The organism is Frigoribacterium sp. PhB160, from assembly GCF_003751785.1.
Taxonomy (GTDB): Bacteria; Actinomycetota; Actinomycetes; order Actinomycetales; family Microbacteriaceae; genus Frigoribacterium.
On record NZ_RKIE01000001.1, the window covers coordinates 1394795 to 1418143 of the forward strand.

The window sequence follows — 23349 nt, forward strand, 5'->3', positions numbered from 1 at the left end:
CGGCAGGTTGTTGGTTCGAGTCCAACTCGGGGAGCGAAGGCCCAGCGGCTCCACCCGCTGGGCCTTTTCTCATTCCCCGTCGAGCGTGGCGTCGTGTCGCGTGACGTGACGTGACGTGACGTGACGTGGCGTCGGATCGGATCGGTTCGGCTCGGGCCCTGGGCCCTGGGCCACGGGCGGCCTCGTGGCCCGGGCGTGCGGGCGTGCGGCGAGGCGACCGCCCAGGTGAGGCGGGCGACCGTCGTGACCCGCAGCGCGCCTCCCCGGGTCGTGGCGGGCGGCAGCCCTCAGGCGTCGAGGTCGTCGACGCCCGGCAGCCAGGTCTTGCCCGGGACTCCCCAGCTCGACCGCTTGACCTGCTTCGCCGCCGCCTTGTGGAAGGGGTGCTCGAGACGGTCGGCATAGAGCACGCCGTCGAGGTGGTCGTACTCGTGCTGGAAGATGCGGGCCAGCCAGCCGTGCGCCTCGACCTCGAACTGCTCGCCCTCGAGGTCGGTCGCGCGCAGCAGGACCCGGTCGGCGCGGCGCAGCGGGAAGCGCTCGCCCGGGATCGACAGGCAGCCCTCCGACTCGCCATCGTCGTCGAGGGGCTCGATGCCCAGCGGCGTCTGCCACAGCGTCGGGTTCACGGCGACGCCGCGCGAGCCCTGGCCGTCGTCGTCGACCCACGACCACACGAACAGCCGCAGGCCGACGCCGACCTGCGGGGCGGCGAGGCCGACCCCGGGAGCCGCGTCCATCGTCTCGAACATGTCGCGGACGAGCGTGCGCAGCCCCTCGTCGACGAGGGACACCTGGGAGGCGGGGGAGTGGAGCACGGGATCGCCCGTGATCGAGATGGGTCGTACGGCCATTCGTCCAGACTATCCAGCGCCGTGGCGCTACCGTGGACGCGTGTCCGCAGACCTCGGCGACCTGACCGCGCAGGTCTCGCTCACCCCGTACCAGGCGCTGGGGATCCCCATCGCGCTCGTCGGCGCGGTCTTCCTCTCCATCGGCGCCCAGCTGCAGAGCCGGGGCGTCGCCAAGGTCGAGCACCGCCTCGGGGCGGCGCACAGCGGCATGAGCGTCCGCCAGGTGCTGGCCCTGCTCGGGCGGCCGTCATGGGTGACGGGCACCCTCCTGCTCGGCCTGGCGATCGTCTTCCAGCTCACGAGCCTCAAGATCGCGCCGCTGCTCGTCGTCCAGCCGCTCGGCGCGATCGCGCTGGTCGTGACGGCGATCCTCAACGCCCGGGTCACGGGCACGAAGCTGAGCGGGCGGGTCAAGCGCTCGATCGCCATCTGCGTGGGCGGGGTTGGCCTGTTCGCGACGGTGGCCGCGTTCTCCGCGACCGAGAGCCCGATCACCACCCGACAGCTCGTGACCGTGCTCGTGCTCCTGCTGATCGTCGGCGCTCTGCTCGGCATCGCGTTCGTGCTGCTGCGGCGACGCCGGAGCGCCCTGTTCTACATCATCGGCGCCGGCGTCCTGTACGGGTTCGTCGCGACGCTCGCGAAGGTCGTGCTCAACCGCTTCGGCGCGGGCGAGTTCGACGGGCTGAGCGCCCTGTGCGTGGTCATGCTGCTGGCCGCGGGGGCCCTCGGCGGCTACTTCGTGCAGAACGCCTACTCGTCGGGGTCGCCCGACCTGGTCATCGCCGGTCTCACGGTCGTCGACCCGATCATCGGCGTCACCATCGGCATCGTCGTGCTCGGCGAGGCCGCCCAGGCCTCCGCCTTCGCCGGAGTGCTGTTCGTGCTCGCGGGGGCCGTGGCGATCTACGGCGTGTTCCAGCTGGCCAAATACCAGCCCGCGAAGGCTCACTGAGCTAGCGTGGTGCCGCCGCCGTCGGGCGGCGTCGCCCACCGGGCGGCGGAACCCGCGCACACCGAGCACGACGACGAAGGAACCCCCGAGACGTGACCGACGCCCCGCACCCCACGGATCCGACCGGCGCCGACCAGCACGCCGACGCTCCACGCCTCACCGTGCTGATCGCGGCCGACACGTTCCCGCCCGACGTCAACGGCGCGGCGAACTTCGCCGAGCGCCTGGCGGTGGGCCTGGCGGGTCGTGGGCACGACGTGCACGTCCTCGCACCGGCCCCGGGGCGTCGGCACGGCACGTTCCACGAGGAGCACGCGGGCACGACCCTGACGGTGCACCGCCTGTACTCGACCCGGTGGCCCCTGCACGACTGGCTGAGGTTCGCGACCCCGTGGCGGGCCCAGGCGAACGCCGAGCGCGTCATCGCCCGGATCGAGCCCGACGTGGTCCACATCCAGTCGCACATCGTCATCGGCCGGGCCGTGGTGCGCGTGGCCAACCGGCTCGGCATCCGTGCCGTCGCCACCAACCACTTCATGCCCGAGAACCTGCTCGAGCACACGGGCCTGCCGCACGCGCTCCGCGCCACCGCCGTGCGCTGGGCCTGGGCCGACGCGAGCCGGACGTACCACCGCGTCCAGGCGATGACGTCGCCGACGCAGAAGGCCGCGACCTTCCTCGAGAAGGCGATCGGCGTCCGAGGGGTGCTGGCCGTCTCGTGCGGCATCGACGCCTCGCACTACACGGCGCGGGCGGACAGGCCGCGGGACGCCAAGATCGTCTTCGTCGGTCGCGTGACCGCGGAGAAGCAGATCGACGTGCTGCTGCGGGCGATGACGAAGATCGACCCCGCGGTCGGCGCCACCCTGACGATCGTCGGAGGCGGCGACCTGCTCAAGCAGCTGCAGCAGGCCACCATCGACCTCGGGCTCGCGAACCGCGTGACCTTCGTCGGGTACCTCTCCGACGCGGAGCTCCGGCAGACGCTGACCGACTCGTCGGTCTTCGCGATGCCCTCGATCGCCGAGCTGCAGAGCATCGCCAGCCTCGAGGCGATGGCGTCCGGGCTGCCGATCGTCGTCGCCGACGCGATGGCCCTGCCGCATCTCGTGGACGAAGGCGAGAACGGCTGGCTGTTCCGACCGGGCGACGCCGACGACCTCGCCGAGAAGCTGACGCGCGTGCTGACAGCCGACGACGAGACCTACCTCGCCATGCGCCGCGCGAGCCTCCGCATGATCGAGGGGCACGACATCGAGCGCACCTTGAACGTCTTCGAGGCGCTGTATCGTGGTGAGCCGGTGGTCCCGACCACCGACGTCGCCCCGTCCTGACGGCCACCCTCGCGGTGGTGGTCCGGCCGCGGCGGCGAGGGGCGGTAGCTCAGCCGGTTAGAGCAGTCGACTCATAATCGATCGGTCACGGGTTCAAGTCCCGTCCGCCCTACCGACGGTCGCCCTCGCGCCGCAGCCGCGCCTCCCGCTCCGCCCAGGCGCGGCGTGGCACGATGTGCGCATGTTCACGAGGCGCGCACGCGAGGCCGACCAGGGCGACGACTCCGACGACCGCTCGACGGGCCCGGCCCGCATGGGCGTCGGGGCGCAGGTGTACGTGCTCGACTCGGACGAGGACGCGCACACGCCGTTCCCGTACGGGCCCACCGGCGTCGTGCTGCGCGCCGGAGGCTCGGCCTGGCAGGGCGTGTCGGCCATCGGCGGCTCGGCGCGCACCTGGTGGGTCGAGTTCGACTCGCCGCAGATCGACCGCGACGGCGACGGGCCCGTCGAGCGTGCCCAGGTGGCCGAGCGCTGGCTGCGCCTCGCGCCGCCGCTCGGCTAGCTGCGCCCGGCGCCGCCCTCGTCCCTCGTCCTGCCGCCCGGCGCTGCTGCCGTCACCGCGCCGGCGTCGCGTCGGCAACTCCTGCGGAGATGCGACGTCCGGGCATCGACGGCCCGCCCGTCGCACGAGGGCAGGAGTTGCCGACGCCCGATCCGTGCGACGAGGGCGGTGCGGCGCGTCCGGACGCGGCCCCGCCGCGCCCGGCCGGCGCCCCGGGAATGCCACGCCGCCCCCGCCGGTTCACCCGACTGCATGCAAACGCATGTAGTTGAGCAAGGGATGGACATCATGCAGTTCGGCATCTTCTCGGTCGGTGACCTGACGACCGACCCCACCACCGGCCGGACGCCGTCCGAGCACGAGCGCATCCAGGCGATGGTGACCATCGCGAAGAAGGCCGAGGAGATCGGCCTCGACGTCTACGCCGCCGGCGAGCACCACAACCCGCCCTTCGTCAACTCGAGCCCGACGACCCTCCTGGCGTACATCGCGGCACAGACCGAGCGCATCGTGCTGAGCACCGCGACGACCCTCATCACGACGAACGACCCGGTCAAGATCGCCGAGGACTTCGCGATGCTGCAGCACCTCAGCGGCGGCCGCGTCGACCTCACGCTCGGCCGCGGCAACACGGGCCCGGTCTACCCGTGGTTCGGCAAGGACATCCGCCAGGGCATCAACCTGGCCGTCGAGAACTACGCGCTCCTCCGCCGACTCTGGGACGAGGAGGTCGTCGACTGGAAGGGCCACTTCCGCACGCCGCTCCAGGGCTTCACCGCGACCCCTCGTCCGCTCGACGGCGTGGCGCCCTTCGTGTGGCACGGCTCCATCCGCAGCCCCGAGATCGCCGAGCAGGCCGCGTACTACGGCGACGGGTTCTTCGCCAACCACATCTTCTGGCCCGCCTCGCACACGAAGCAGATGGTCGAGCTCTACCGCAGCCGCTTCGAGCACCACGGCCACGGGCGCGCCGACCAGGCGATCGTCGGCCTCGGCGGCCAGGTCTTCCTGGCGAAGAACTCGCAGGACGCCAAGACCGCCTTCCGCCCCTACTTCGACGAGGCCCCGGTCTACGGCCACGGCCCGTCGATGGAGGACTTCACGAGCCAGACCCCGCTCACCGTCGGCAGCCCGCAGGAGGTCATCGACCGCACGCTCGGCTTCCGCGACTACGTCGGCGACTACCAGCGGCAGCTCTTCCTCATGGACCACGCCGGCCTGCCCCTCAAGACCGTCCTCGAGCAGCTCGACCTGCTCGGCGAAGAGGTCGTGCCTGTGCTCCGTCGCGAGTTCGCCGCCGGTCGCCCGGCCGACGTGCCCGACGCCCCCACCCACGCTGCGCGCGTCGCCTCGGCGGTCGCCGCGAGCGACCAGGCTCCCGTCGCGGCCCCCGCGGCGTAGCCCGGGCCCCCGTCCGCAGACACCGTCACAGACTCCAGGAGGCGCACCATGAGCACCAAGAAGATCGTCGTCATCTCCGCAGGGCTGGGACAGCCCTCGTCCACCCGCCTGCTCGCCGACCGGCTGGCCGAGGCCACCGCGCGGGCGTTGCTCGAGCAGGGCACGCCGGCCGAGTTCGAGGTCGTCGAGCTCCGTGACCACGCGCACGAGATCACCGACGCGATGCTGACCGGCTTCGCGCCGGGCTCCCTCGCCGGCGTCGTGGAGTCGGTCACCCGCGCCGACGGCCTCATCGCCGTCACCCCCGTGTTCACCGCGTCCTACAGCGGACTGTTCAAGTCCTTCTTCGACGTCGTCGACAACGCCGCGCTGACCGGCACCCCCGTGCTGCTCGGCGCCACGGCCGGCACGGCCCGGCACTCGCTCGTGCTCGACCACGCGCTCCGCCCGCTGTTCTCGTACCTGCGGGCCGTGGTCGCCCCGACGGCGGTCTTCGCCGCCTCGGAGGACTGGGGGAGCGGCGACGAGACGACGACCGGGCTGCCCGAGCGCGTCGCCCGGGCGGCCGGCGAGCTGGCCGAGCTCGTGGGCCGACACCGCACGGAGCGGGCCGACCCGTTCGCCGACGTGGTCCCCTTCGCCGAGCAGCTCGCCCGGCTCCAGGGCGGCTCGGGCGACTGACGCCCGGCCCGCCCCCGGGCCCCGTCGGCCGTCCGCGCGGAGCGGCCGACACCCCGGCGCGGGCATGATCGAGCCGCGCCCCGCGTTGACCGCACCGACCCCCGGAGGACCCATGACCGACACCCGCACCGCCGCCGCCGAGCTCGACCGCTTCCACGCCCTGCGACGAGACCGCGTCACCGGCCCGGACGGCCCGCTCGCGCTCGTGGGCACCCAGTGGATCGACTCCGAGCAGCCCGTCTGGGGCGTTCCCGGCAGCTGGGCCCCCACGCCCCCGGGCGTCTCGGGCCTGCGGCTCACCGCGGCGGCCGCCGACGGGATCGTCGTCGACGGCGACGTCGTCGACGGGTCCGTCCTCGTGGCGGGCGACGACGCGGTCGTGCCGAGCTCGATCCGCTTCTCGGCCACCAGCACGGGCACCGTCATCGCGAACGACGACCGCACCAGCTACGCCCTCCGGGTCTGGGACTCCGCGTCCGAGGGCGTGGCCCGCTTCGGCTCCATCGACGCCTTCCCCTACGACCCCTCGTGGATCGTCCGGGCCGAGTTCGTGCCCGTGCCCGAGGGCACCCAGGTCGACATCCGGCACCAGGCGGACGTCGATCTCAGCCGCCCGAAGCCCCTGCCGGGCCTGATCCGGTTCACGCGCGACGGCGTGCAGCACGAGCTCGCGGCGTTCCCGTCCGGGTCCGGCGACCGGTTGCAGCTCGTGTTCGCGGACGCCACGAACGGCGACAGCACCTACTCGGTCGGCCGGTTCCTCTTCCCGACGCCGTCCGACGACGGCACGATCGAGCTCGACTTCAACCGCGCGGTCCTCCCGCCCTGTGCGTTCTCGTACGCCTTCAACTGCCCGATCCCGCCGCCCCAGAACCGCTTCTCGACCCCGATCACGGCCGGGGAGAAGAACGTGCTCGACGCGGAGGGCGCGCTCCTGCACTGACCCCGCCGCGGCTCGGCCCGACGAGCGCCGCCGCGGCCCGCCCGTGACGGCTCGACGCGAGCGCCGGGGCCGGCCCCGTGGTCCGTCGGTGTCGGCGGCCGGTGGCAGGATCGACGGGTGTTCCTCCTCCTCGAGCGTCGGTCGGACGGCGACGTCGACCTGACGACCTACCGTCGACCCGACCCGCGGGCTGCCCTCACGGCCGAGGGCACCCGCCTCGTGCGCGACGGCGAGCTCGCTGAGGTCGTGCGGGCGACGGAGAGCGACCCCGCGGCGGCCGACGGCCCGCGCTGGGTCTGGGACGACACCCCGCGGTGGTACCCGCGCCTCCTCGACGCCGGTGTCCGGGTCGCCCGGTGCGTCGACCTGCGGCTCTGCCACGCCGTCCTGCGAGCGGCCGCCGCGACGGCCGGCCACGAGCTCAACGGGGCGCCCCGCGGCCCGTGGGACGTCCCGGCGGCGGCCGAGCGGCCGAGCGACGGCCTGTTCGACGTCCCTCCCGACTCGCTCCCGGGCCCCGCCGCCGAGTTCGCGCGGCAGCGGTCGGCGATCGAGGCGAGCCCCGGTCGCCGCGGGCTCGAGCTGCTCACCGCGGCCGAGTCGACGGGCGCGCTCGTCGCCGTCGAGATGCGCCGTCGGGGCATCCCGTGGTCGGCCGACGTCCACGACCGGCTGCTGACCCGTGCGCTCGGTCCCCGGCCCTCGCCGGGCGAGCGACCGGCGGGCATGCGGGCCGACCTCGACGAGGTGCGGGCCGCCCTCGGCGCCCCCGACCTCAATCCCGACTCCACGGCCGAGCTGCTGCGGTCGCTGAACGCCGCCGGGATCCACGTCGCGTCGACGAGCAAGCACGAGCTGCAGCGGCACGAGCACCCCGTCATCGAGCCCCTGCTGCGGTACAAGCTGAAGCAGCGCCTCCTGGTCGCGAACGGCTGGACCTGGCTCGACGCGTGGGTGCACGACGGCCGGTTCCGGCCCGACTACGTGCCGGGCGGCGTCGTCACCGGGCGGTGGGCCACGAGCGGGGGAGGCGCGCTGCAGCTCCCGAGGGCCGTGCGCGCCGCCGTCGTGGCCGACCCGGGCCACCGGCTCGTGGTCGCCGACGCCTCGCAGCTCGAGCCGCGCATCCTGACCGGCCTCTCGGGCGACGGCGCGATGGCGGCGGCGGGCGAGGGCGATCTCTACGAGGGCATCGTGAGGAGCGGTGCCGTGGCGACGCGGGCCGAGGCGAAGCTGGCCATGCTGGGCGCCATGTACGGGGCGACCAGCGGCGAGAGCGGGCGGCTGGTGCCCCGCCTGGCACGGCAGTTCCCCGCCGCGATGGCCCTCGTCGAGGCCGCGGCGCGCACGGGGGAGCAGGGCGGCGTGGTCAGCACGCTGCTCGGGCGCACGTCTCCCTCGCCCGCCGCGGGGGCGGACGAGCTGCCGCCCGAGATGCCCCGCGAGACCGCCGGTCGCGACACCCGCGCGTGGGGGCGGTTCACGCGCAACTTCGTCGTGCAGGGCACGGCCGCGGAATGGGCGCTGTGCTGGATGGGTGCCCTGCGTTCACGCCTGCACGCGAGGTGGGGCGACGAGGGCGACGTGCCGCACCTCGTGTTCTTCCTCCACGACGAGCTCGTGCTGCACGTGCCGTCCGCCGCCGCGGACGAGGTCGCGGCCGTCGTCGTCGAGGCCGCGGCGGAGGCGGGGCGGCTGCTGTTCGGGGAGGCGCCGGTGCGCTTCCCGCTCACGGTCGCCGTCGTCGACGACTACTCGCAGGCCAAGTGAGGCGCGGCGGAGCCCGACGCCGCGGCAGCTCGCAGGTGTTACACGGTTGTGATCCGCAGCCGGTGTCTGCGATGATCTGTCGAGCGGACGAGTCCGCCCACAACTGAAGACGCACGAGAACGCCACGAGACAGCCCGATGAGGCGTCCGTCCACAGGTCGATGGGGAAGTCGCACCTGACCGGATGGAGGAATCGTGGCTGACGCAACGGCTAGGGGAGTGCTCTATGTGCACTCGTCCCCTCGTGCACTGTGCCCACACGTCGAGTGGGCGGTCGGTCGTGCCCTCGGGCACGCCGTCAACTTCGCCTGGGTCGAGCAGCCCGTGCTGAAGGGCGCCCAGCGCACCGAGTTCTCCTGGCAGGGAGAAGAGGGTGCGGGTGCCCGGATCGCCTCGGCCCTGCGTGGCTGGGAGCACCTGCGGTACGAGGTGACCGAGGACCCTGGCGAGACCCATGACGGCGGTCGCTGGATGCACGCGCCCGACCTCGGCGTGTTCTTCGCGCAGACCGACACGGCCGGCAACACCGTCGTGCCGGAGGACCGCATCCGCTACGCCATGGAGATCGCGGGCTCGAACGCCCTCGAGCTGCACCGCGAGCTGCGGCTGGCGCTCGGGCAGGCCTGGGACGACGAGCTCGAGCCCTTCCGCTACAGCGGCGAGGGCAATCCCGTCGTGTGGCTGCACAAGGTGGGCTGACCCGCCGGACGGCCGTGCGCCTCCGGGATGGTCCCTGGCGGCGCGACCGTGCCGCGGCACCCGACGACGAAGGCCGACACCCCCTGCGGGTGTCGGCCTTCGTCGTGCCTCGAGCGTCAGACCGAGCGGAACGCGACGACGGCGTTGTGCCCGCCGAAGCCGAACGAGTTGCTGATGGCGACGATCTCGCCGGACGGCAGCGCGCGCGGCTCGCCGACGACGACGTCGAGGTCGATCTCGTCGTCCATCTGCGTGACGTTGATGGTCGGGGGCGCGAGGCGCTCCTGCAGGGCCTTGACCGTGAAGACGGCCTCGATGGCGCCGGCTCCGCCGAGCAGGTGGCCGGTGGACGACTTCGTCGCCGAGACGATCAGCGTCGAGGTGTGGTCGCCGAACACGCGCTTCAGGGCTCGGTACTCGGCGATGTCGCCGACGGGGGTGCTCGTCGCGTGCGCGTTGACGTGCACGACCTGGTCGCGGTCGACCCCGGCGTTCTCGAGGGTCGAGACGACCGCGCGAGCGGCGCCGGACCCTTCGGGGTCGGGGGCCGTGATGTGGTACGAGTCGCTCGTCACGTCGCCGCCGAGCAGCTCGGCGTAGATCTTCGCACCGCGGGCGAGCGCGTGCTCCTCGGTCTCGAGGACGAGCGCCGCGCCTCCTTCTCCGAGCACGAAGCCGTCGCGCGTCACGTCGTAGGGGCGCGAGGCCGTCGCCGGGTCGTCGTTGCGCTTCGACAGGGCCTGCATGGCCGCGAACGAGGCGAGGGGCATCGGGTGGATGGCGGCCTCCGAGCCGCCCGCGACGATGATGTCGGCGAGGCCCTGCTGCAGGTGGTCGTAGGCGTTGGCGATCGACTCGGTGCTGGAGGCGCAGGCCGAGACGACCGTGCGGGCGCCGGCCCGTGCGCCGAGGCTCATCGACACGGCCGCGGCGGGCCCGTTCGCCATGAGCATCGGGACGGTCATGGGCAGGACGCGCCGGGCGCCCTTCTCCCGGAGGGTGTCCCAGCCGTCGAGGAGGGTCCAGACGCCGCCGATCCCGGTGGCCCAGTCGACGCCGAAGCGCTCGGGGACGACCTCGGGGGAGCCCGCGTCGGCCCAGGCCTCGCGCGCGGCCGTGATGGCGAACTGGCTGGAGGGGTCGAGGCGCTTGATCTCGCGACGCTCGAGGACGTCGGCGGACGGGACGCGGGCCTGCCCGGCGAAGGTCACGGGCAGCTCGTACTTGGCGACCCAGTCCTGCTCGAGGGTGGTGACGCCGGACTCGCCGGCGAGGAGGGCGGTCCAGCTCTCGGGGGCCGTGCCTCCGAGGGGGGTGGTGGCACCGATTCCGGTGACGACGATCTTCTTGGTCATGACGATTCTCCTGGAGTGGCGCTTGCCCGGAGCCCGACGACGGAGGTCGACGGCGCGTGCACGGCGACCTCGGTCGACGCGCGGTGGGCGACGTGGGCGCCCGGCCGGCCCTCGCGGGCGCGACCGGGCGGCGGACGTCTAGTCCTGTGCCTTGGTGATGAACGTGACGGCGTCACCGACGGTCTTGAGGTTCTTGACCTCTTCGTCGGGGATCTTCACGTCGAACTTCTCCTCGGCGTTGACCACGATGGTCATCATCGAGATGGAGTCGATGTCCAGGTCGTCGGTGAACGACTTGTCCATCTCGACGGTGTCGGTCGCGATGCCCGTCTCGTCGTTGACGAGCTCGGCCAGGCCGGCGAGGACTTCTTCGGTGGACAGTGCCATGGTGTTGTTCTCCTTGAGGGGGTGTCGTGGTGACCGGGATAGAGCCTATACAGCGGAGTGGAGGCGGGAGGGCGCGGCGCGCGACGCGGGCCGGACCGGGAGGCGCGCTACGGGAGCACGACCACCTGGGCACCGAAGACGAGGCCGGCCCCGAAGCCGATCTGCAGCGACAGGCCGCCGCTCAGCTCGGGGTGCTCCTCGAGCAGGCGGTGCGTCGCGAGCGGGATGCTGGCCGCCGACGTGTTGCCGGTGGTCGCGATGTCGCGGCCGATGACGACGGTCTCGGGCAGGCCCAGCTGCTTCGCGAACTCGTCGATGATGCGCATGTTGGCCTGGTGCGGCACGAACGCCGCGAGCTGGTCGGCCGTGACGCCGGCGCGCTCGAGGGCCTGCTTGGCGACCTTGACCATCTCCCAGACGGCCCAGCGGAAGACCGTGGGGCCCTCCTGGCGGAGGGTCGGCCAGGCGATCTCGCCGGCGCCGGCGCGGTACTCCTGCATGGTGTTCGTCATGCGGATGGCGTCCCACTTCGAGCCGTCCGAGCCCCACACCGTGGGGGCGATGCCGGGGGTGTCGCTCGCGCCGACCACGGCGGCGCCGGCGCCGTCGCCGAGGAGGAACGAGATGGTGCGGTCGGTCGGGTCGACGAAGTCGCTGAGCTTCTCCGCCCCGACGACGAGCACGTACTCGGCGAGGCCCGACTTGACGAAGGAGTCGGCCTGGGCGATGCCGTAGGCGTAGCCGGCGCACGCGGCGGAGATGTCGTAGGCGGCGGCCGGGTTGGCGCCGATCTTCTCGGCGAGGAGGGAGGCGACCGAGGGGGTGGCGACGCCGCCGCTGATCGTCGAGACGAGCACGACGCCGACCTGGTCGGGCCGGATGCCGGCCTTCTCGATGGCCTCGCGCGCCGCGGTCTCGGCGAGGTCGACGACGTGGACGTCGCTCGACGCGCGGACGCGTGTCACGACGCCCGTGCGCTGCTGGATCCACTCGTCGGACGAGTCGATCGGCTCGACGATGTCGGCGTTCGGCACGACGACGTCGCCGCGGGCGGCGCCGATGCCGAGGATGCGGGTGAACTCCGCGCCGGCGTTCTGGTTGAGCGTGGGGGTGGTCATGCTGCTCCCTCGATGAGGTCGACGGCGGCCTGGAGGTCGTCGGGTGTCTTGACGGCGACGGAGGGGACGCCCCTCAGCGCGCGCTTGGCGAGTCCGGTGAGCGCGCCGGCGGGGGCGAGCTCGACGATGCCCGTCACGCCCGCGGCGGCGAACGACTCCATGGTCGCGTCCCAGCGCACGGGGGAGGAGACCTGGCCGACCAGCAGCTCGACGAAGCGGCTGCCGGAGCCGACCTCGGTGCCGTCGTGGTTCGTCCAGAGGCGCAGGGAGGGGTCGTGGGTGGTGACGCCCGCGGCGGCGGAGCGGAGGCGCTCGACGGCGGGGGCCATGAAGCGGGTGTGGAAAGCCCCGGCGACCTGCAGCGGGACGACGCGGGCCTTGGCAGGCGGCTCGGCGGCCAGGGCTGCGAGGGAGGCGAGCTCGCCCGCGACGACGACCTGGCCGCCGCCGTTGTGGTTGGCGGCCGTCAGGCCGTGCCGCTCGAGGGCGGCGGCCAGCTCGTCGGCGTCGCCGCCGAGGACGGCGCTCATGCCGGTCTCGACGAGCGCGGCGGCGTCGGCCATGGCGCGGCCCCGCTCGGCCACGAGGCGGACGGCGTCCTCGTCGTCGAGCACGCCGGCGACGGCGGCCGCGGTGAACTCGCCCACCGAGTGGCCGGCGACGCCGGCGACGAGCGACCGGTCGACGCGGGAGAACAGGGCGCGGGCCGTGAGGAGGCCCGCCGCGACGATGAGCGGCTGGGCGACGGCCGTGTCGCGGATCGTGTCGGCGTCGGACGTGGTGCCGTGGGCGACGAGGTCGATGCCGGAGGCGGCCGACAGCGTCTCGAGGTAGGCCCGCTGCTCGGGGTCCGCCGTCCACGGTTCGAGGAACGCGGGGGACTGGGAACCCTGGCCGGGCGCTACGACGACGATCACTGCTCCATCATGCCCACTCCGAGCGCCCCCGTGGTGGAGCAACTCGACCAAAGATCAGCCAGACGCTTGTGGCTTCGCACAGCGCGGACCCTCGGGAGGCTCGACCCGGGCGGCGGGACGCACTCGCCGCGCCCGCCCCTCGCGCCTCCCGCCGTCGAGCGGGCCTGACCGGACGCGGCCGGTCACCGTCGCCGTCACCGTCGACGCGGTGCGTGCCCGTCGGTGTCGGCGATCGAGCCGAGGATGAGCGCCGACTGGAGGATCAGCGCTTCCCTCGCCCCCGTGGCGTCCCACCCGATGACGTCCGAGACGCGCTTGAGGCGATACCGGACCGTGTTGGGGTGCACGAAGAGCTCGCGGGCGGTCGCCTCGAGCGAACGGCCGTTGTCGAGGTAGCACCACAGGGTGGTGAGCAGCTCGGTCGAGTGGTTCTTGAGCGGCTTGTACACGCGGTTGACGAGGGTCGACCGGGCGACCGGGTCGCCGGCCAACGCCCGCTCGGGCAGCAGGTCGTCGGCGAGCACGGGGCGCGGCGCGTTCCGCCACGAGCGGGCGACGGCGAAGCCGGCGAGGGCGCCCTTGGCGCTCTTCGACGCGTCGACGAGGCTCGCGACCTCGTGGCCGAGCACGAGGTGGCCGTCGCCGAACCCGGGCTCGAGGGCCTTGGCGATCTCGCCGAACGAGAGGCGCGGGCTGCCGCTGCCCCCGGTCCCCTCGGCGTCGTCCTCCGACTGCTGCTCGGCACGCCCGATGACGAGCACGAGGCGGCTGCCCTGCACGCCGATCAGCACGTCGGCCTCGAGGTGCCGGGCCGTTCGGCGCAGCATGTCGACGTCGAGCATCCGCGGGGCGGTCCCGACGAGCACCGAGACCTCGCCGTGACCGTGCCAGCCGAGCGCGGCGATCCGGCTCGGCAGCTCGTCGTCGTACTCGCCGCTGAGGATGGAGTCGACGACGAGCGCCTCGAGGCGGGCGTCCCACAGGCCCCGTGCCTCGGCGGCACGGGCGTACACGTCGGCCGACGCGAAGGCGATCTCCCGCGAGTACAGGAGGATCGCCTCGCGGAGCGAGTCGTCGCCGTCCTTCATCCGCTCCTCGACGACCTCCACCGTGACGCGGATGAGCTGCAGTGTCTGCTGCAGGCTCACCGAGCGGAGGAGCTCCCGCGGAGCAGCGCCGAAGACGTCGGCGGCGATCCACGGGGTCGACTGGGGGTTGTCGAACCAGCTGATGAACGACGTGATGCCGGCCTGTGCGACGAGCCCGACGGCCGAGCGCCGCCCCGGCGGCATGTCGCCGTACCAGGGCAGCGTCTCCTCCAGGCGCTTGATCGTCGCCGTCGAGAGCTCGCCGGAGACCGTCCGCAACCACGCGAGCGTGCGCTCCTTGGTGGCGGCGGACGGTCCCGACGGCGAGGCGGGGACCCGCTCTGCGCTCACGGGGTGGGTCAGCTCTCCCCGCCGGCGGAGCCGCTGGTGCCGGCCGTGACGTCGAGCAGCTGGTAGCGGTCGATCGCCTGCTGCACGACGCTCGGGTCGACCTCGCCGCGGCGGGCGAGTGCCTGCAGCGTGCGGACCACCATCGAGGGACCGTCGATCTTGAAGAACCGGCGAGCGGCGGCGCGGGTGTCCGAGAAGCCGAAGCCGTCGGCCCCGAGCGTCAGGTAGTCGCCGGGCACGAACTCACGGATCTGGTCGGGCACCGCGGCCATGAAGTCGCTCGTCGCGATGAACGGGCCCTCCGAGCCGGAGAGCGCCTGCGTGACGTAGGGCGTCCGCTGGTCGGCGTTCGGGTTGAGGAAGTTGTGCTCCTCCGCCGCGAGGCCGTCGCGGCGCAGCTCGTTCCACGAGGTGACGCTCCAGACGTCGACAGCGACGTTCCAGTCGTCGGCGAGCAGCTGCTGGGCCTCGAGCGCCCACGGCACGCCGACGCCCGAGGCGAGCAGCTGGGCACGGGGGCCCAGGTTCTCGGCCGACTTCAGCTTGTAGATGCCGCGGAGCAGACCCTCGACGTCGAGCCCCTCGGGCTCGGCCGGCTGGGCCATCGGCTCGTTGTAGACGGTGATGTAGTACATGACGTTCGGGTCGTCGTGCGACGGCGCGCCCTGCTCGTCGGTGCCGTACATGCGGTCCATGCCCGCCTTGACGATGTGCCCGAGCTCGTACCCGAACGCGGGGTCGTACGAGACGACCGCCGGGTTCGTCGACGCGAGCAGCAGCGAGTGGCCGTCGGCGTGCTGGAGCCCCTCGCCGGTCAGCGTGGTGCGGCCGGCCGTGGCGCCGATGATGAAGCCGCGGGCCATCTGGTCGCCCGCCGCCCACATGGCGTCGCCGGTGCGCTGGAACCCGAACATCGAGTAGAAGACGTAGACCGGGATGAGCGGCTCGCCCTGCGTCGAGTACGACGTGCCCACCGCGGTGAAGGCCGCGAAGGCCCCCGCCTCGTTGATGCCGACGTGCAGGAGCTGGCCCTGGGGGCTCTCCTTGTAGGCCAGCAGCAGCTCGCGGTCGACGGACGTGTAGTGCTGGCCGTTCGGGTTGTAGATCTTCGACGTCGGGAAGTACGCGTCCATGCCGAAGGTCCGCGCCTCGTCCGGGATGATCGGCACGATGCGGTGTCCGAAGTCGGGCGAGCGGAGCAGGTCTTTGAGGAGGCGCGCGAAGGCCATCGTCGTGGCGACCTCCTGCTTGCCGGAGCCCTTCTTGACGACGTCGTACGACTTCTGCTCGGGGACCGCCACCTGCGTGTACTTGGTGCGCCGCTCCGGCACGTAGCCGCCGAGGGCTCGACGACGCTCGTGCAGGTACTGGATCGCCTCGTCGTCGTCGCCGGGGTGGTAGTACGGCGGCTGGTAGGGGTTCTCGTCGAGCTGCGCGTCGGAGATGGGGATGCGCATCTCGTCGCGGAACTGCTTGAGGTTGTCGAGCGTCAGCTTCTTCATCTGGTGGGTCGCGTTGCGCCCCTCGAACGACGGGCCGAGGCCGTAGCCCTTGACCGTCTTCGCCAGGATGACCGTCGGCTGGCCCTTGTGCTCGGTCGCCGCCTTGAACGCCGCGTAGACCTTGCGGTAGTCGTGGCCGCCTCGCTTGAGGTTCCAGACCTGGTCGTCGGTGAAGTCCTTGATGAGCTCCAGCGCCCGCGGGTCGCGGCCGAAGAAGTTCTCACGGACGTAGGCGCCGCTCTCGGCCTTGTACGTCTGGAAGTCGCCGTCGGGCGTCGTGTTCATGAGGTTGAGCAGCGCGCCCTCGGTGTCGCGGGCGAGGAGGTCGTCCCACTCGCGGCCCCAGACGACCTTGATGACGTTCCAGCCGGCACCGCGGAAGAAGCTCTCGAGCTCCTGGATGATCTTGCCGTTGCCGCGCACCGGTCCGTCGAGGCGCTGGAGGTTGCAGTTGATGACGAAGTTGAGGTTGTCGAGGCCCTCGTTGGCGGCCACCTGCAGCTGGCCGCGGCTCTCGACCTCGTCCATCTCGCCGTCGCCGAGGAAGGCCCAGACCTGCTGGTCGGAGGCGTCCTTCATGCCGCGGTTCGTGAGGTACTTGGCGACCTGCGCCTGGTAGATCGCGTTGATCGGACCGAGGCCCATCGAGACGGTCGGGAACTGCCAGAAGGCCGGCATCAGACGGGGGTGCGGGTACGAGCTGAGCCCGCCGGAGGCGTGCGACTTCTCCTGGCGGAAGCCGTCGAGCTGGTCGGTGCCGAGACGGCCCTCGAGGAAGGCGCGCGCGTACATGCCGGGGGAGGCGTGGCCCTGGAAGAAGACCTGGTCGCCACCGCCTGCGTGGTCTTGCCCGCGGAAGAAGTGGTTGTAGCCGACCTCGTACATGGCGGCCGACGACGCGTAGGTCGAGATGTGGCCGCCGACGGAGATGCCGGGGCGCTGCGCGCGGTGCACGGTGATCGCGGCGTTCCAGCGGATCCAGCGGCGGTAGCGTCGCTCGAGCTCTTCGTCGCCGGGGAACTCGGGCTCGTCCTCGGGGGCGATGGTGTTGACGTAGTCCGTCTTCGGCACCATCGGCACGCCGAGGTGCAGCTCGCTCGACCGCGAGAGGAGGCTCTTCATGATCTCGCGCGCGCGCTCGTGGCCCTGCGCCGCGACGAGGGAGTCGAGCGACTCTCGCCACTCAGCGGTCTCTTCGGGATCCACGTCGGCCTTGTCGACCGTGTAAGGATCCTGATCGTTTACCGTCACCCTTGACCTCTATCACTCGTGTGTGGTGGACAGCTGCCGCCTGTCGGGGGCAGGGAGATGTCAGGGCGACGGTGACCGGGTATCGGCACTCGAGCGCGCCTGACCCGATGAGTCTAGTTGCCTCCCCCGACAGAGGCTCGGCACGCCCTGGGAGAACGACCTCGCGGGCCCGGCCGTGCGGCGTAGTATCACTCCTCGTGTTGTCGCCGGCCGCCCGGGCCGACGCGGAAGGAACGACCCCATGGCTCTGGAGAACGACATCCAGGCACCCGACTTCGACCTGCCCAACCAGTTCGGCGAGCGCGTCCGCCTCTCCGAGTTCCGAGGCGTCAAGCCGGTCGTGCTCGTCTTCTTCCCGCTGGCCTTCTCCAGCACCTGCACGAAAGAGCTGTGCACGCTCCGCGACAACCTCAGCATGTTCCAGGACCACCGGGTCGAGCTGATCGGCATCTCGGTCGACTCGAAGGCGACCCTCCGGGCCTTCGCGGAGGGCGAGGGCTACGAGTTCACGATGCTCGCCGACTTCTGGCCCCACGGCGAGGTCTCGAAGGAGTACGGCGTCTTCCTCGAGCACAAGGGCTTCGCCACGCGTGCCACGTTCCTCATCGACGCCGCCGGCGTGATCCGCGAGCACTTCGTCACCGAGCCCGGCCAGGCCCGCTCGCTCGCCGACTACCGCGCGGCCCTCGACGCGCTCGTGCCCGTCCCCGCCTGACCCCTGACACGTGGAGGCGCGTGTCGGCCCCGCCGCCCGCTAGCCTGTCACCATCCCGCCCGGGCATCCCGGCGCGAGGGCCTTTAGCTCAGTTGGTAGAGCGCCACGTTTACACCGTGGATGTCATCGGTTCGAGCCCGGTAGGGCCCACTCCGCTCGGCGTCGGCCTGGTCGCGGTCCGGGGGTTCCCTCAGGCGTCCGTGACCACCTCGGCGGCGGTGCGGCGCGCCTCCTCGTCCTCCGAGAGCGCCCAGCTGGCCAGCAGCGCGAGGCGCTCGGCCGAGATCGACGCCGGCTCGACGCTGTAGACGAAGAGGGTGAGCCCGACGTCGGCGGTGAGCTCCATGCCCTCGTAGGAGAGCTCGAGCTCGCCGACGACGGGGTGGTCGAGCTTCTTGGAGCCGGTGCGGTGGTAGCTGACGTCGTGCGCCGCCCAGCGGACCCGGAACTCGTCGCTGCGGGTCGCGAGCTCGCCGACGAGGTCCGTGAGCGCCTTGTCGTGCGGGTTCCGCCCCGCCTCGGCACGGAGGATCGAGACGGCGGCGTCGGCGGTGCCCTCCCAGTCGACGAAGAACTCGCGCGAGCGCGGGCTGAGGAACGTGAACCGGACCGTGTTCGCCGGTCGCGCCGGGTCGCGGAAGACCTCGGAGTAGAGGGCCCTGCCCAGCACGTTGGCGGCGAGGAAGTCCCCTCGACCGTTGCGCACCCACGCGGGCGCGTCGACCGAGTCGAGCACGCGCTGCACGACGGGACGCACCCGCTGCGACGGCGTGCGACGACGCGTCACGGGCGACGCGTTCGCGGTCCGGGCGAGATCGAACAGATGCCCTCGTTCGGCCTCGTCGAGCTGGAGCGCCCGGGACAGGGCCTCGAGGACGCTCTCGGAGACGCCGGAGAGGTTGCCGCGCTCGAGCCGGACGTAGTAGTCGACGCTGACACCGGCGAGCATCGCGACCTCCTCGCGGCGGAGGCCGGTCACGCGGCGAGTGGTGCCGAAGGCGGGGAGCCCGGCCTGCTCGGGGGTGAGCCGGCCGCGCCGGCTGACGAGGAAGTCGCGCACCTGGGTCTTGTCGTCCATGCTCCCGAGGCTAGGCGGGAGCGGGCCCGGGAGGGAGGCCCCCGCAGTACCCGTCAGACAGGCACCGTCAGGGCCTGGCAGGCGGCCCGGGAACCGAGTTGTGTCGGGTGCGCGGGTCGCCCTGGCCCGCTCGTCCGTGGGGAAGAATCGTGCTCGGTCTCGAGATCGTCGTCGTGCTCGGCGCCGCCGTGCTCATCTGCAGCGGCCTGGCGAGTCGCCTGCACGTCGCCCCGCCGATCCTGCTGCTGGCGAGCGGGATCCTGCTCGGCTTCGTGCCCGCACTGCGCGAGGTGCAGCTGCCGCCCGAGGTGGTGCTGTTCCTCTTCCTCCCGGCGCTGCTGTTCTGGGAGAGCCTCACGACGTCGCTGCGCGAGATCAGGGCGAACCTCCGGGGCATCGTGCTGACCAGCACGGTGCTCGTCGTGGCGACGGCGGCCGCCGTGGCGACCGTCGCGCACCTCCTCGGCATGCCCTGGGGGCCCGCCTGGGTGCTCGGCGCGGCCGTCGCCCCGACCGACGCGACCGCCGTCGGCGCCTTCACGAAGTCGCTGCCGCGGCGCACGGTGACGACGCTGCGCGCCGAGAGCCTGGTGAACGACGGCACGGCGCTCGTCATCTACGGGCTGGCGGTGGCGGTCGTCGTGGGCGAGGACGAGGCGACGCCGCTGCGGATCAGCTGGCTCGTCGTGCTCGCCTACGGGGGAGGCGCGCTCATCGGGCTGGCACTGGCCTGGGCGGTGAAGCGCGTCCGGGCACGCCTGGACGACCCGCTGCAGGAGACGGTGATCACGATCCTGACCCCGTTCGTCGCCTACCTCGTCGCCGAGTCGGTGGAGTCGTCCGGCGTCCTGGCGGTCGTCATGGCGGGCCTGGCGCTGAGCCAGGCGGCACCGCGGCGGGACCGCGCCGCGACACGGCGCCAGTCCGACGCGTTCTGGAGCCTGTCGACCTTCTTGCTCAACGCTTCCTTGTTCGTGCTCGTGGGGCTCGAGCTGCAGACGGCGGTCCGTGGGCTGGACGGGCGGCTGGTCGCCACCGGCATCCTGTCGGTGGTGGTCATCAGCGTCACGCTGATCGCGGTCAGGATCGCGTTCCTGTTCGTTGCGGCGTACACGATCCGGGCCGTCGACCGGCGGCCCGCGCAGCGCCTGAGGCGGGTGAGCGACCGGGCACGGATCCTCAGCGGGCTGTCCGGGTTCCGCGGCGCGGTCTCGCTCGCGGCAGCGCTCGGCGTGCCCCTCGTGCTCACGACCGGGAACGACTTCCCCGACCGCGACATGATCGTCTTCGTCACCTCCGGCGTCATCGTCGTCACCCTGGTCGTGCAGGGGCTGCTGCTGCCCGCGGTCGTCCGCTGGGCGTCGCTGCCGGAGGACACCGGCGTCGACGAGGAGCGTCGCCTCGCCGAGACCACCGCAGCCGAGGAGGCGCTGGACGCCCTCGCCGAGGTCGCGCGCGACCTCGAGGTGGACCAGGAGGTCGAGGACCGCGCCCGCGAGGAGCAGGAGGCGCACCTGCGCGTCGTCGAGGCCGGCGACGTCTCCGCCGAGGACGACGACGACGTGCGCCGCGACCAGCAGTACCGCGAGCTGCGGCTCGAGCTGCTGCACCGCAAGCGCGGCACCGTCGTCCGCCTGCGCGACGAGGGGCGGATCGACGACACGGTGCTGCGCCAGGTGCAGGCGAGGCTCGACGCCGAGGAGGTGCGGCTCGCCCCGGGCGAGCTGTCCGACTAGCGCAGCAGAGCCTCGTCGGCCCGAGCGTGGCCCTCGAGGTCGACGCGGGGCGCGTGCCGGTCTGACAGGGTCCGTCAGTACCCGTGAGGACAGGAGGCGCGGGCATAGCGTCGGGGGACCGACACGAAGGAGAACCACATGGAACACCGTCTGCTCGGCCGCACGGGAGTGCAGGTCAGCCCGCTCGCCCTCGGCACCATGATGTTCGGCCCCTGGGGCAACGACGACGAGGACGACTCGGTCCGCATCATCAACCGGGCGCTCGACGCCGGGATCAACGTCATCGACACGGCCGACGTCTACTCGTCGGGCCGCTCGGAGGAGATCGTCGGCAAGGCGATCCAGGGCCGACGCGACGACGTCGTGCTCGCGACGAAGTTCTTCATGCCCATGGGCGAGGGCGCCAACCGCTCCGGCGGGTCGCGCCGCTGGATCGTCCGCGAGGTCGAGGAGTCGCTCCGCCGACTCGGCACCGACCACATCGACCTGTACCAGGTGCACCGCCCCAGCCCCACGACCGACGTCGAGGAGACCCTCGGCGCCCTGACCGACCTGGTCCGTCAGGGCAAGGTCCTCTACGTCGGGTCGTCGTCGTACGCGGCCAGCGAGGTCGTGGAGGCGCAGGTCGTCTCCCGAGACCGCCACCTGGAGCGCTTCGTCACCGAGCAGCCGCCGTACTCGATGCTCGTCCGCGGCATCGAGTCCGACGTGCTCCCCACGACCCAGCGGTACGGCATGGGCACGCTGACCTACAGTCCCCTTGCGGGCGGCTGGCTCTCGGGGAAGTGGCGCGACGGCAAGGTGCCGACCCCCGCCTCCTCGGCTCGGCCCGGCGCGCGCTTCGACATGACGACGGCGGCGAACGGTCAGAAGCTGGAGGCCCTCGCCGCCCTGACCGACCTCGCCGACGAGGCGGGGCTGACGATGATCGAGCTGGCGATCGGGTTCGTGATCCGCCACCCGGGCGTCACGTCGGCGATCATCGGGCCGCGCACGATGGAGCAGCTCGAGTCGCAGCTCCCCGCCGCCGACGTCGTCCTGAGCGACGACGTGCTCGACCGCATCGACGAGATCGTCGCTCCGGGCGTCACGCTGAACCCCGACGACGACAGCTACGGCACGACCGAGCTCGCCGTCGCGGCACGGAGGCGCTGAGCCGCGGTCGCCGAGGCCACGTTCGGGACGGTGTCCCGGGCCGCCCCGGCGGCTTTCCCGTAGCGTCGACGACATCGTCGTCACCGTCCCGAGGAGCTCGCCATGTCGATCCGCCCCCTGTCGTCCCTGCCCGTCCGCGCGCTGCTCCTCGGCGCCCTCGGGGGTGCTCGCTCGATGACGCCGCTGGCCGTGCTCGGGGCGCAGCACGACCGCCCCGAGCTGGCCGGCTCGTGGCGCGGGTGGCCGGTCTTCCGCGCCCCGCTGGGCAGGCGCCTCCTCGTCCTGGCGGCCGCCGGCGAGCTCGTCGGCGACAAGCTGCCGCAGACCCCGAGCCGGCTCGGCGCGTTCCCGCTCGCGGGACGCGTCGGCACCGGCGTCGTCGTCGGCCTCGCGCTGGCCTCGAGCGAGGGCGGCGACCGACGCGTGCTGCTGGCGGTGCTCGGCGGCGTGGGGGCGCTCCTCGGGAGCTGGGCGGGGGCCTCCGGACGGTCCGCCCTCGGCCGGGCCACCGGGCTGCCCGACCCGGTCGTGGCCCTCGCTGAGGACGCGATCGCGGTCGGCGGCAGCATCGCCCTGCTGCGTCGTTGACGAGGCCGCCGCAGGCGCTCGGCTTCGACATCACTTGGCGTGCAGCGCGACAGGCGTAGCCTAGGTGTCGACGACGCCGCCGGGCGTCGCCAGGACTCGCCGCACCACCGAGCTCCGAGCCCTTCATCGTCGAAGTCTGGAGACCCCATGACCACCGTCCCCCCCACGCCCGCCCCCGTCGCCGACCGGTTCGCCGGCAAGGTCGTCCTCATCACCGGCGGCGGCTCCGGCCTCGGCCGGGCGACCGCCGTCCGCCTCGCCGCCGAGGGCGCGGCGCTCGCCCTCGTCGACGTCAGCGAGAAGGGCCTCGCCGACAGCGTCGAGGCCGTGACCTCGTCGACGCCCGGCGCCGAGGTGCTCACCGTCGTCGCCGACGTCTCGAAGGAGGCCGACGTCGACGCGTACGTCGCCGCCACGACCGAGCGCTTCGGCCGCATCGACGGCTTCTTCAACAACGCCGGCATCGAGGGCCGACAGAACCTCACGGAGGACTTCACCGCCGACGAGTTCGACAAGGTCGTGTCGATCAACCTGCGCGGCGTCTTCCTCGGCCTCGAGAAGGTGCTCGCCGTCATGCGGTCGCAGGGCAGCGGCATGGTCGTCAACACGGCCAGCGTCGGCGGGATCCGCGGCGTCGGCAACCAGTCGGGCTACGCGGCGGCCAAGCACGGCGTCGTCGGCCTGACCCGCAACTCGGCCGTCGAGTACGGGCAGTTCGGCATCCGGATCAACGCCATCGCGCCCGGCGCCATCTGGACCCCCATGGTCGAGGCGTCGATGAAGCAGATCAGCGCCGACGACCCGCGCGGCGCCGCCGAGCAGTTCATCCAGGGCAACCCGACGAAGCGGTACGGCGAGGCGCCCGAGATCGCGTCCGTCGTCGCGTTCCTCCTGTCGGACGACGCGGCATACGTCAACGCGGCGGTCGTGCCGATCGACGGCGGGCAGTCCGCGAAGTACTGAGCCC

21 protein-coding genes and 2 tRNA genes are annotated in these 23349 nt (G+C 72.5%); 15 read left to right on the forward strand and 8 right to left on the reverse strand.

The window, feature by feature from the left end; genetic code table 11:
* Nucleotides 1-287: 287 nt before the first annotated feature.
* Entirely contained in the window at nt 288-854 is a 567-nt protein-coding gene (def, locus tag EDF38_RS06630) for a peptide deformylase (protein WP_123354529.1), read from the reverse strand.
* 40 nt (nt 855-894) lie between these two features.
* Here def and EDF38_RS06635 point away from each other — a divergent pair, with 40 nt between their 5' ends.
* The 9 genes from EDF38_RS06635 to EDF38_RS06675 all read left to right on the forward strand — a co-directional run bounded on the left by EDF38_RS06635 (nt 895) and on the right by EDF38_RS06675 (nt 9141).
* Nucleotides 895-1809: a DMT family transporter gene (locus tag EDF38_RS06635; RefSeq protein WP_123354530.1), complete on the forward strand. Its 915-nt coding sequence runs from the start codon at nt 895-897 to the stop codon at nt 1807-1809.
* Between the two features lie 92 nt (nt 1810-1901).
* Nucleotides 1902-3143 carry a glycosyltransferase gene (locus tag EDF38_RS06640; RefSeq protein WP_233572281.1) on the forward strand — a complete coding sequence of 414 codons (1242 nt, stop codon included), beginning with the start codon at nt 1902-1904 and terminating at the stop codon, nt 3141-3143.
* Nucleotides 3144-3181: 38 nt separating this feature from the next.
* Nucleotides 3182-3255 (forward strand) — tRNA-Ile (locus EDF38_RS06645).
* Between the two features lie 69 nt (nt 3256-3324).
* Nucleotides 3325-3648: a hypothetical protein gene (locus tag EDF38_RS06650; RefSeq protein WP_123354531.1), complete on the forward strand. Its 324-nt coding sequence runs from the start codon at nt 3325-3327 to the stop codon at nt 3646-3648.
* A 288-nt stretch (nt 3649-3936) separates the two neighbouring features.
* Nucleotides 3937-5049: an LLM class flavin-dependent oxidoreductase gene (locus EDF38_RS06655; RefSeq protein WP_123355069.1), complete on the forward strand. Its 1113-nt coding sequence runs from the start codon at nt 3937-3939 to the stop codon at nt 5047-5049.
* A gap of 48 nt (nt 5050-5097) precedes the next feature.
* Entirely contained in the window at nt 5098-5730 is a 633-nt protein-coding gene (locus tag EDF38_RS06660) for an FMN reductase (RefSeq protein ID WP_123354532.1), read from the forward strand.
* A gap of 112 nt (nt 5731-5842) precedes the next feature.
* Nucleotides 5843-6673, forward strand: coding sequence for a DUF1684 domain-containing protein (locus tag EDF38_RS06665; RefSeq protein ID WP_123354533.1), 831 nt, complete (start codon nt 5843-5845; stop codon nt 6671-6673).
* Between the two features lie 117 nt (nt 6674-6790).
* Entirely contained in the window at nt 6791-8443 is a 1653-nt protein-coding gene (locus tag EDF38_RS06670; protein WP_370275577.1) for a bifunctional 3'-5' exonuclease/DNA polymerase, read from the forward strand.
* Nucleotides 8444-8637: 194 nt separating this feature from the next.
* Nucleotides 8638-9141, forward strand: a complete 504-nt coding sequence (locus tag EDF38_RS06675) for a DUF3145 domain-containing protein (protein ID WP_233572282.1) — start codon at nt 8638-8640, stop codon at nt 9139-9141.
* Between the two features lie 116 nt (nt 9142-9257).
* Here the strand turns inward: EDF38_RS06675 and fabF are convergent, their stop codons facing one another.
* The 6 genes from fabF to aceE all read right to left on the reverse strand — a co-directional run bounded on the left by fabF (nt 9258) and on the right by aceE (nt 17110).
* Nucleotides 9258-10496: a beta-ketoacyl-ACP synthase II gene (fabF, locus tag EDF38_RS06680; protein WP_123354535.1), complete on the reverse strand. Its 1239-nt coding sequence runs from the start codon at nt 10494-10496 to the stop codon at nt 9258-9260.
* A gap of 138 nt (nt 10497-10634) precedes the next feature.
* The gene (locus EDF38_RS06685; protein WP_056054313.1) at nt 10635-10883 is read right to left on the reverse strand and encodes an acyl carrier protein; all 249 of its coding nucleotides are present in this window, start codon (nt 10881-10883) and stop codon (nt 10635-10637) included.
* A 107-nt stretch (nt 10884-10990) separates the two neighbouring features.
* Nucleotides 10991-12001 (reverse strand): beta-ketoacyl-ACP synthase III, encoded by a 1011-nt coding sequence (locus EDF38_RS06690; RefSeq protein WP_123354536.1) that lies wholly within the window; start codon nt 11999-12001, stop codon nt 10991-10993.
* Complete coding sequence (locus EDF38_RS06695; RefSeq protein ID WP_123354537.1) at nt 11998-12918, reverse strand: ACP S-malonyltransferase; 921 nt, start codon at nt 12916-12918, stop codon at nt 11998-12000. The genes EDF38_RS06690 and EDF38_RS06695 overlap by 4 nt, the downstream gene beginning before the upstream one ends.
* 194 nt (nt 12919-13112) lie before the next feature.
* Nucleotides 13113-14357: a CdaR family transcriptional regulator gene (locus EDF38_RS06700; RefSeq protein ID WP_123354538.1), complete on the reverse strand. Its 1245-nt coding sequence runs from the start codon at nt 14355-14357 to the stop codon at nt 13113-13115.
* 8 nt (nt 14358-14365) lie between these two features.
* Nucleotides 14366-17110, reverse strand: coding sequence for a pyruvate dehydrogenase (acetyl-transferring), homodimeric type (gene aceE, locus EDF38_RS06705; RefSeq protein WP_123354539.1), 2745 nt, complete (start codon nt 17108-17110; stop codon nt 14366-14368).
* 241 nt (nt 17111-17351) lie between these two features.
* Here aceE and EDF38_RS06710 point away from each other — a divergent pair, with 241 nt between their 5' ends.
* Together EDF38_RS06710 and EDF38_RS06715 are read left to right on the forward strand one after the other, a co-directional pair.
* Entirely contained in the window at nt 17352-17825 is a 474-nt protein-coding gene (locus tag EDF38_RS06710; RefSeq protein ID WP_123354540.1) for a peroxiredoxin, read from the forward strand.
* 77 nt (nt 17826-17902) lie between these two features.
* Nucleotides 17903-17975, forward strand: a tRNA-Val gene (locus EDF38_RS06715).
* Nucleotides 17976-18015: 40 nt separating this feature from the next.
* Here the strand turns inward: EDF38_RS06715 and EDF38_RS06720 are convergent.
* Nucleotides 18016-18903 carry a helix-turn-helix transcriptional regulator gene (locus EDF38_RS06720; protein ID WP_123354541.1) on the reverse strand — a complete coding sequence of 296 codons (888 nt, stop codon included), beginning with the start codon at nt 18901-18903 and terminating at the stop codon, nt 18016-18018.
* Nucleotides 18904-19052: 149 nt separating this feature from the next.
* On the opposite strand from EDF38_RS06720, the gene EDF38_RS06725 reads away from it, so the two are divergent.
* The 4 genes from EDF38_RS06725 (at nt 19053) to EDF38_RS06740 (ending at nt 23345) form a co-directional block, all read left to right on the forward strand.
* Complete coding sequence (locus EDF38_RS06725) at nt 19053-20639, forward strand: Na+/H+ antiporter (RefSeq protein ID WP_123354542.1); 1587 nt, start codon at nt 19053-19055, stop codon at nt 20637-20639.
* 138 nt (nt 20640-20777) lie between these two features.
* Complete coding sequence (locus EDF38_RS06730; protein ID WP_123354543.1) at nt 20778-21794, forward strand: aldo/keto reductase; 1017 nt, start codon at nt 20778-20780, stop codon at nt 21792-21794.
* Between the two features lie 102 nt (nt 21795-21896).
* A complete protein-coding gene (locus EDF38_RS06735; protein ID WP_123354544.1) occupies nt 21897-22382 on the forward strand; it encodes a DUF4126 family protein in 486 nt (161 codons plus the stop codon).
* Between the two features lie 147 nt (nt 22383-22529).
* On the forward strand, nt 22530-23345 hold the full coding sequence (locus EDF38_RS06740; protein WP_123354545.1) for an SDR family oxidoreductase: 816 nt from the start codon (nt 22530-22532) through the stop codon (nt 23343-23345).
* Nucleotides 23346-23349: the final 4 nt, after the last annotated feature.

Excerpts from the sequence above, each read along its gene's own strand:
- EDF38_RS06735 (WP_123354544.1), top strand. The coding sequence starts at position 21,897 with ATGTCGATCCGCCCCCTGTCGTCCCTGCCCGTCCGCGCGCTGCTCCTC.
- EDF38_RS06655 (WP_123355069.1), top strand. The coding sequence starts at position 3,937 with ATGCAGTTCGGCATCTTCTCGGTCGGTGACCTGACGACCGACCCCACC.
- EDF38_RS06730 (WP_123354543.1), top strand. The coding sequence starts at position 20,778 with ATGGAACACCGTCTGCTCGGCCGCACGGGAGTGCAGGTCAGCCCGCTC.
- def (WP_123354529.1), bottom strand. The coding sequence starts at position 854 with ATGGCCGTACGACCCATCTCGATCACGGGCGATCCCGTGCTCCACTCC.
- EDF38_RS06660 (WP_123354532.1), top strand. The coding sequence starts at position 5,098 with ATGAGCACCAAGAAGATCGTCGTCATCTCCGCAGGGCTGGGACAGCCC.
- EDF38_RS06650 (WP_123354531.1), top strand. The coding sequence starts at position 3,325 with ATGTTCACGAGGCGCGCACGCGAGGCCGACCAGGGCGACGACTCCGAC.
- fabF (WP_123354535.1), bottom strand. The coding sequence starts at position 10,496 with ATGACCAAGAAGATCGTCGTCACCGGAATCGGTGCCACCACCCCCCTC.
- EDF38_RS06740 (WP_123354545.1), top strand. The coding sequence starts at position 22,530 with ATGACCACCGTCCCCCCCACGCCCGCCCCCGTCGCCGACCGGTTCGCC.
- EDF38_RS06690 (WP_123354536.1), bottom strand. The coding sequence starts at position 12,001 with ATGACCACCCCCACGCTCAACCAGAACGCCGGCGCGGAGTTCACCCGC.
- EDF38_RS06685 (WP_056054313.1), bottom strand. The coding sequence starts at position 10,883 with ATGGCACTGTCCACCGAAGAAGTCCTCGCCGGCCTGGCCGAGCTCGTC.
- EDF38_RS06710 (WP_123354540.1), top strand. The coding sequence starts at position 17,352 with ATGGCTCTGGAGAACGACATCCAGGCACCCGACTTCGACCTGCCCAAC.
- EDF38_RS06665 (WP_123354533.1), top strand. The coding sequence starts at position 5,843 with ATGACCGACACCCGCACCGCCGCCGCCGAGCTCGACCGCTTCCACGCC.
- EDF38_RS06720 (WP_123354541.1), bottom strand. The coding sequence starts at position 18,903 with ATGGACGACAAGACCCAGGTGCGCGACTTCCTCGTCAGCCGGCGCGGC.